This is a genomic window from Sphingobium indicum BiD32 (assembly GCF_000382885.1).
In the GTDB taxonomy this organism is placed as follows: Bacteria; Pseudomonadota; Alphaproteobacteria; order Sphingomonadales; family Sphingomonadaceae; genus Sphingobium; species Sphingobium japonicum_C.
This window is the reverse complement of record NZ_CAVK010000187.1, coordinates 1-5,871: the sequence shown is the minus strand read 5'-3', so window position 1 is coordinate 5,871 and position 5,871 is coordinate 1. Positions and strand designations below refer to the sequence as shown.

At 63.9% G+C, this 5,871-nt stretch carries 6 protein-coding genes; 3 read left to right on the top strand and 3 right to left on the bottom strand.

Going from position 1 to position 5,871, the window contains the following annotated elements; translation table 11 throughout:
- Positions 1 to 49 precede the first annotated feature (49 nt).
- Positions 50 to 460 carry a hypothetical protein gene (locus tag EBBID32_RS17940; protein ID WP_006962800.1) on the bottom strand — a complete coding sequence of 137 codons (411 nt, stop codon included), beginning with the start codon at positions 458 to 460 and terminating at the stop codon, positions 50 to 52.
- A gap of 112 nt (positions 461 to 572) precedes the next feature.
- On the opposite strand from EBBID32_RS17940, the gene EBBID32_RS17935 reads away from it, so the two are divergent.
- Both EBBID32_RS17935 and EBBID32_RS17930 read left to right on the top strand, forming a co-directional pair.
- Positions 573 to 983, top strand: coding sequence for a MerR family transcriptional regulator (locus tag EBBID32_RS17935; protein ID WP_006962798.1), 411 nt, complete (start codon positions 573 to 575; stop codon positions 981 to 983).
- 47 nt (positions 984 to 1,030) lie between these two features.
- A complete protein-coding gene (locus tag EBBID32_RS17930; protein ID WP_006962796.1) occupies positions 1,031 to 2,833 on the top strand; it encodes an acyl-CoA dehydrogenase C-terminal domain-containing protein in 1,803 nt (600 codons plus the stop codon).
- Positions 2,834 to 2,908: 75 nt separating this feature from the next.
- Here EBBID32_RS17930 and EBBID32_RS17925 read toward each other — a convergent pair whose 3' ends face one another.
- Positions 2,909 to 3,199, bottom strand: a complete 291-nt coding sequence (locus EBBID32_RS17925) for a hypothetical protein (RefSeq protein ID WP_006962794.1) — start codon at positions 3,197 to 3,199, stop codon at positions 2,909 to 2,911.
- A 117-nt stretch (positions 3,200 to 3,316) separates the two neighbouring features.
- Here EBBID32_RS17925 and EBBID32_RS17920 point away from each other — a divergent pair, with 117 nt between their 5' ends.
- Positions 3,317 to 4,645: an amino acid permease gene (locus EBBID32_RS17920; RefSeq protein WP_006962792.1), complete on the top strand. Its 1,329-nt coding sequence runs from the start codon at positions 3,317 to 3,319 to the stop codon at positions 4,643 to 4,645.
- Positions 4,646 to 4,737: 92 nt separating this feature from the next.
- Here EBBID32_RS17920 and dnaJ read toward each other — a convergent pair whose 3' ends face one another.
- Entirely contained in the window at positions 4,738 to 5,868 is a 1,131-nt protein-coding gene (gene dnaJ / locus EBBID32_RS17915) for a molecular chaperone DnaJ (protein ID WP_037491652.1), read from the bottom strand.
- Positions 5,869 to 5,871 lie beyond the last annotated feature (3 nt).

Below are 5,871 nucleotides of genomic sequence, written 5' to 3'. Positions count from 1 at the left end.
CCCCTCCGTCAGCGCTACGCGCTGCCACCTCCCCCACAGGGCGAGGATGTTAAAGGGCGGCAGGCGGCCCTGAGGATGGCGGCGGGGGCGCGGCCAGGCGGGCGATCAGGCCGGTCTTGAGCGCGAAGGCGATCGGACCATAAGCCAATTGCCAGGCGGGTAGCGCGACGTCAGCAAGCAACAGGGGCGGCACGGCAGGCTGGAGCGAGGCGGCGAAGGCGCAGGGCAGTTGTCCGGCCATGCCGTCGTCGGGGGCATGATCGGCCTTGCCCGGCGCGGAGTCGCGATCGACGATGACGTTGATCGCCCCCTGCCCCGTGCAGAGCGTGACGATGACACCCCGGTCGGTGCGGACCGGCATGAAGCCCGATGGCACCAGCAATTGCACGGCGAACACGAGCAGCGCCAAGGCGGCAAGCAGGCCGCGCGCAGTGCTGGAATGTCTGATGGCCCCCGTCATGACGCGGTCGCCCTAGCGGCAAGCATCCTGCTTGTCACCAGGACAATAGGTCCATGTCGCGCCGACCTCACTCACCTTGACGTAAACGTAAAGCTGCATTACATCGCTCCTTATGGATACGCGCAGCAGCATCGCCGGCATCGAGCTTCCCGATCATCGGGACCAGCAGAGCTATAGTATTTCCGACCTGTCCGAGGAGTTCGGCGTCACCGCACGCGCCCTGCGATTCTATGAGGATGAAGGGTTGATCGCGCCGGAACGGCAGGGTCTGGCCCGCATCTATTCGCGGCGTGACCGGGCGCGGCTGGCGTGGATTTTGCGCGGCAAGCGGGTCGGGTTCAGCCTGACCGAGATTCGCGAGATGATCGACCTGTATGACGCGGACGAAGAACATGAGGAGCAGCGCCGCGTGACCGTCGCCAAATGTCAGGCACGGATCGAGCTGCTGACCCGGCAGAAGGACGATATCGACGCGGCCATTGCCGAACTCGCGAGTTTCGTCGCTGCCATCGCCAAAGACTGACCCCCTCTCCCCCTCCCCCGAATAACAAAAACGCCCCGGAGACGATCATGCCCAGCTACACGCCCCCCGTTCGCGACACCCGTTTCGTGCTTGACCATGTCATCGGGCTGGAACGCTATGCCAACCTGCCCGGCTTTGAAAATGCGACGCCCGATCTGGTCGAGGCGATCCTGACGGAGGGCGGCAAGATGGCCGCCGAGGTGCTGTTTCCGCTCAACGCGGTGGGCGACAAGGAGGGCTGCACCCGCCATCCTGATGGCAGCGTCACCACGCCGACGGGCTTCAAGAATGCGTTCGACCAGTTCGTCGCGGGCGGATGGACCACGCTCCATTCGCCGACCGAATTTGGTGGCCAAGGGCTGCCCAGTGTCGTATCGACCGCGGTGGACGAATATATATTGTCGGCCAATCAGGCGTTTGAAATGTATCATGGCCTGACCGCAGGAGCTGTCGCGGCGCTGATCGCCAAGGGCAGCGACGAGCTGCAACAGCGCTATATTCCCAAGATGGTGTCGGGCGAATGGACCGGCACGATGAACCTGACCGAACCGCATTGCGGCACCGATCTGGGCCTCATCAAGACCAAGGCGGTGCCCAATGCGGATGGCAGCTTTGCGATCACCGGCACCAAGATCTTCATTTCGGCAGGCGAGCACGACCTGTCGAACAATATCATCCATCTGGTGCTGGCCAAGACGCCGGGCGCGCCCGACAGCAGCAAGGGCATTTCGTTGTTCGTGGTGCCGAAATATATGGTGCTGGATGATGGATCGCTGGGGGATCGTAACGCGGTGTCGTGCGGGTCGATCGAACATAAGATGGGCATCCATGGCAACGCCACCTGCGTCATGAATTATGACGGAGCGACCGGATGGATGGTCGGCGAGGAGAATAAGGGGCTGGCCGCGATGTTCATCATGATGAACGCGGCGCGGCTGGGCGTGGGTTTGCAGGGGCTGGGCCAGGCGGAAATCGCTTTGCAGAATGCGGTCCATTATGCCCGCGACCGGCGGCAGGGCCGCGCGCTGACCGGGCCGAAGGAGCCGGAGGAAAAGGCCGATACACTGTTCGTCCATCCCGACGTGCGCCGGATGCTGATGGAGGGCAAGGCGATCACCGAAGGCTTGCGCGCGCTGATCCTGTGGGGGGCGTTGCAGGTCGACCTGTCGCACCATGCAGCGACGGAAGAAGAGCGCAGACAAGCCGACGATCTCATCGGCCTGCTGATCCCGGTGATCAAGGGCTATGGCACCGACAAGGGCTTCGATGTCGCGGTGTCCAGCCAGCAAGTGTTTGGCGGCCATGGCTATATCTGGGAAAATGGCGTGGAACAATATGTCCGCGACGCGCGCATCGCCCAGATTTACGAAGGCACCAACGGCGTGCAGGCGATGGATCTGGTCGGCCGCAAGCTGGCAATGAACGGTGGCCGCGCGTTGCAGGCGTTTTTGAAGATCATCGCGACCGAAGTGGCCGATGCGAAGGCGGAGCCTAAGCTGACGGCGCTGGCCGAAGCGCTGGAGAAGGCGACCGGCCAGTTGCAGGCGGCGACCATGTGGTTGATGCAGAATGCGATGAAGAACCCCGACAATGCCGGGGCGGGCGCGCATCATTATATGCACATCCTTGGCATTGTCGCGACGGGGCTGATGTGGCTGCGCATGGCCAAGGCCGCGACCGGGCTGCTGGAAGCGGGCGAAGGCGACGCCAAATATCTGGAAGCCAAGCTGGTGACGGCGCGCTTCTTTGCCGAGCGGATCATGCCCGATGCGGGATCGCTGCGCCGCAAGATAGAGGGCGGGGCCGACGCGCTGATGGCGCTGGACCCGGATATGTTCCTGGCGGCCTAACCTGCCTTCATGCCCAACAAAAAAGGCTCCCCCTGCCGGTGCGGGGGAGCCTTTTTTGTTCTGCGAGAGAGGGATTTATTCCCCGCCATTATCCTTGACGCCAACGGTGGGGACTTCAACGGTCGTTTTCTTGGTGCCAACGACCACTTCCTTGGAATCGACGTCGACCTCAGGCAGATCACCGCCCTTGACGCTGACTTCGGGCATGTCGCCGCCGGAGACATCCGCTTTCCAGAAGCCAGTCGCGAACAGCAGGCCGACAATCGCCAGGATAGCGATCAGCACAATGCCGATTGTGCGACCCGACCCTCTTTTTTCGACAATCACGCGGCGATCATCATATCCGTCATTGCGAACGTCAACCATCAGTCTCTCCTAAGCTTCATTGTGTTCCGGAAACGGCCCGGCAATGTTTTTGGTTCCTGCCACGGGCCGATCATTTCCATTCTGGCTATCCCGTTCCAGCGGCGATAGCGTGGCGCGATGGCTGTGGAGGATGATGTGCAGGATGATGTGACCCCTCCCTCCGCAGCCGCCAGACCCACGCGCACGCTGGGCCTTGCCGCCTGCATCGCGCTGGTGATGGGCAATATGATCGGGTCTGGCGTGTTCCTGTTGCCCGCTGCGCTGGCACCCTTTGGGTGGGATGCGGTGGCGGGGTGGGGGTTTACGATTGCGGGGTCGCTGGTGCTGGCCTTTGTGATTGCGCGGCTGACCGTGGCGCTGCCGGGGACAAGTGCGTCGCAGATGATTGCGCGGGCCTATGGGCCGCTGGCGGGATTTGCGATTGGCTGGATTTACTGGCTGTCGATCATCATCACCAATGTCACCATAGCGGTGGCGGCGACGGCGAACCTGTCGAGCATCCTGCCGCTGCTGGCGCGACCGGGCGTGGGGGCGCTCTGTTCGATCGGCTTTTTGTGGGCGATGACGGGGATCAATCTGCTCGGTGCGCGGGCGGCGGGGATGACGCAGATCGTGACGACCATCATCAAGCTGATCCCGATTGCGGTGGTGCTGGTGTTGCTGGTGGTGACCGTGGGCAGCGGCACCGCGCAGGTTGCGCCTTTCCCGGCGGAGGGGCTGACCGGCGCGGGCATTACCGCATCGGCGGCGCTGACTTTGTGGGCGCTGCTGGGGTTTGAATCGGCCAGCGTTGCGGCGGACAAGGTGCGTGATCCCACGCGCACGATCCCGCGCGCGACGATGATTGGCACGGCGGTGACGGGGCTAATCTATCTGCTGGTCTGTTCCGGCATTGCGCTGACCCTGCCAGCGGCAGAGACGCAGACCGGGTCGCCCTTTGGCGCATTTGTCAGCCATTATTGGTCGCCGGGGCCGGCCAGCTTCATTGCGCTGTTCGTGGCGATCAGTTGTCTGGGCGCGCTGAATGGCTGGACGCTGCTGATGGGGGAAGTGCCGCTGGCAATGGCGCGGGCGGGGGAATTGCCGCGCTGGCTGGCGGGGACCGATGCCAAGGGGACGCCGGTGCGCGGGCTGATATTGTCCACAATGCTGGCCAGCCTGTTGCTGGTCGCCAATAGTTTGCAGGGGCTGGTGGCGCTGTTCACCGCCATGGCGCTGCTGGCGACGTCGGCGACCTTGTGGCTCTATGTCGGCTGCGCGCTGGCGAGTATGCGGTTTCGGGTGGTGGTGCCCGCTGCGGTCGTGGGGCTGGGCTATGCGCTGTGGACGTTGTGGGGCGCGGGGATTGTGGCGAGCGGGTCCAGCGTGCTGCTGATGGCGGCGGGGTTGCCATTTTACTGGTGGGCGCGGAATAGTCCGCACCGTTCCAACAACCGTTCGGGCTGAGCGAAGTCGAAGCCTTCTACTGAGCGAAGCGAAGTGCCTTCACTGCGTTCAGGCGTGCCCTTCGACTTCGCTCAGGGTGAACGGTGGTTGGATCAATCCCCCCACAAATCCTTGATCTTGCCGAAGAAGCCGGTCGAGGCCGGGCATTCTTCGCCGGTTTCGGTTTCGCGGAAGGCTTCGAGCAGTTCTTTCTGCTTCGCGGTCAGTTTCGTGGGGGTTTCGACGTCGATCTGGACGACGAGATCGCCCTGCCCGCGCCCGTTGAGGACCGGCATGCCCGCGCCGCGCTGGCGGATCTGCTTGCCGGACTGGATGCCGACCGGAATCTTGATGGCGTGGCGTACGCCGTCGAGGCCGGGGACTTCGATCGTGCCGCCCAGCGCGGCCGTCGTGAAGCTGACCGGGCAGCGGCAGAAGAGCGTCGTGCCGTCCCGCTCGAACAGCGAATGGCGCTTGACGTGGAGGAAGATGTAGAGATCGCCCGCAGGGGCGCCGCGCGCGCCCGCCTCGCCCTCGCCCGACAGGCGGATGCGAGTGCCGTCGTCCACGCCCGCGGGGACATTGACGGACAGCGTCTTGGGCTTGTCCACCCGCCCCTCGCCCCGGCAGGAGCGGCAGGGGCTTTCGATCACCTGACCCGCACCATGGCAGGACGGGCAGGTGCGTTCGACCACGAAGAAGCCCTGCTGCGCGCGGACCTGACCATGGCCCTTGCAGGTGTGGCAGGTCTTTGCGCCTGTGCCCGGCTGCGCGCCGGACCCTTCGCAACTGTCGCAGGCGGTCGAAACTTCGATCTGTATTTCGGTCTGCTTGCCATGATAGGCTTCGTCGAGGCTGATTTCGAGGTCGTAGCGCAGGTCCGCGCCGCGCCGCTGCTGCTGGCGACCGCCGCCGCCAAAGCCGCCGCCCTGACCGAAAATCGTCTCGAATATATCGCCAAGGTCGGAAAAGCCGCCCGCGCCGCCGCCGTGGAATCCGCCGCCGCCGCCCTGTTGCTGCTGCTTGAAGGCGGCATGACCGAACCGGTCATAAGCCGCGCGCTTCTGCGGGTCTTTCAGGACCTCATAGGCTTCGGAGACAGCCTTGAACTTCGCCTCGCTGTCAGTGCATCCCCCGGTCTTGTCCGGGTGATATTTCATCGCCAGCTTGCGATAGGCGCTCTTGAGAACCCCAGCATCGGCTGTGCGCTCGACCTCGAGCAGCTCATAATAGATCCTATGCAGGCC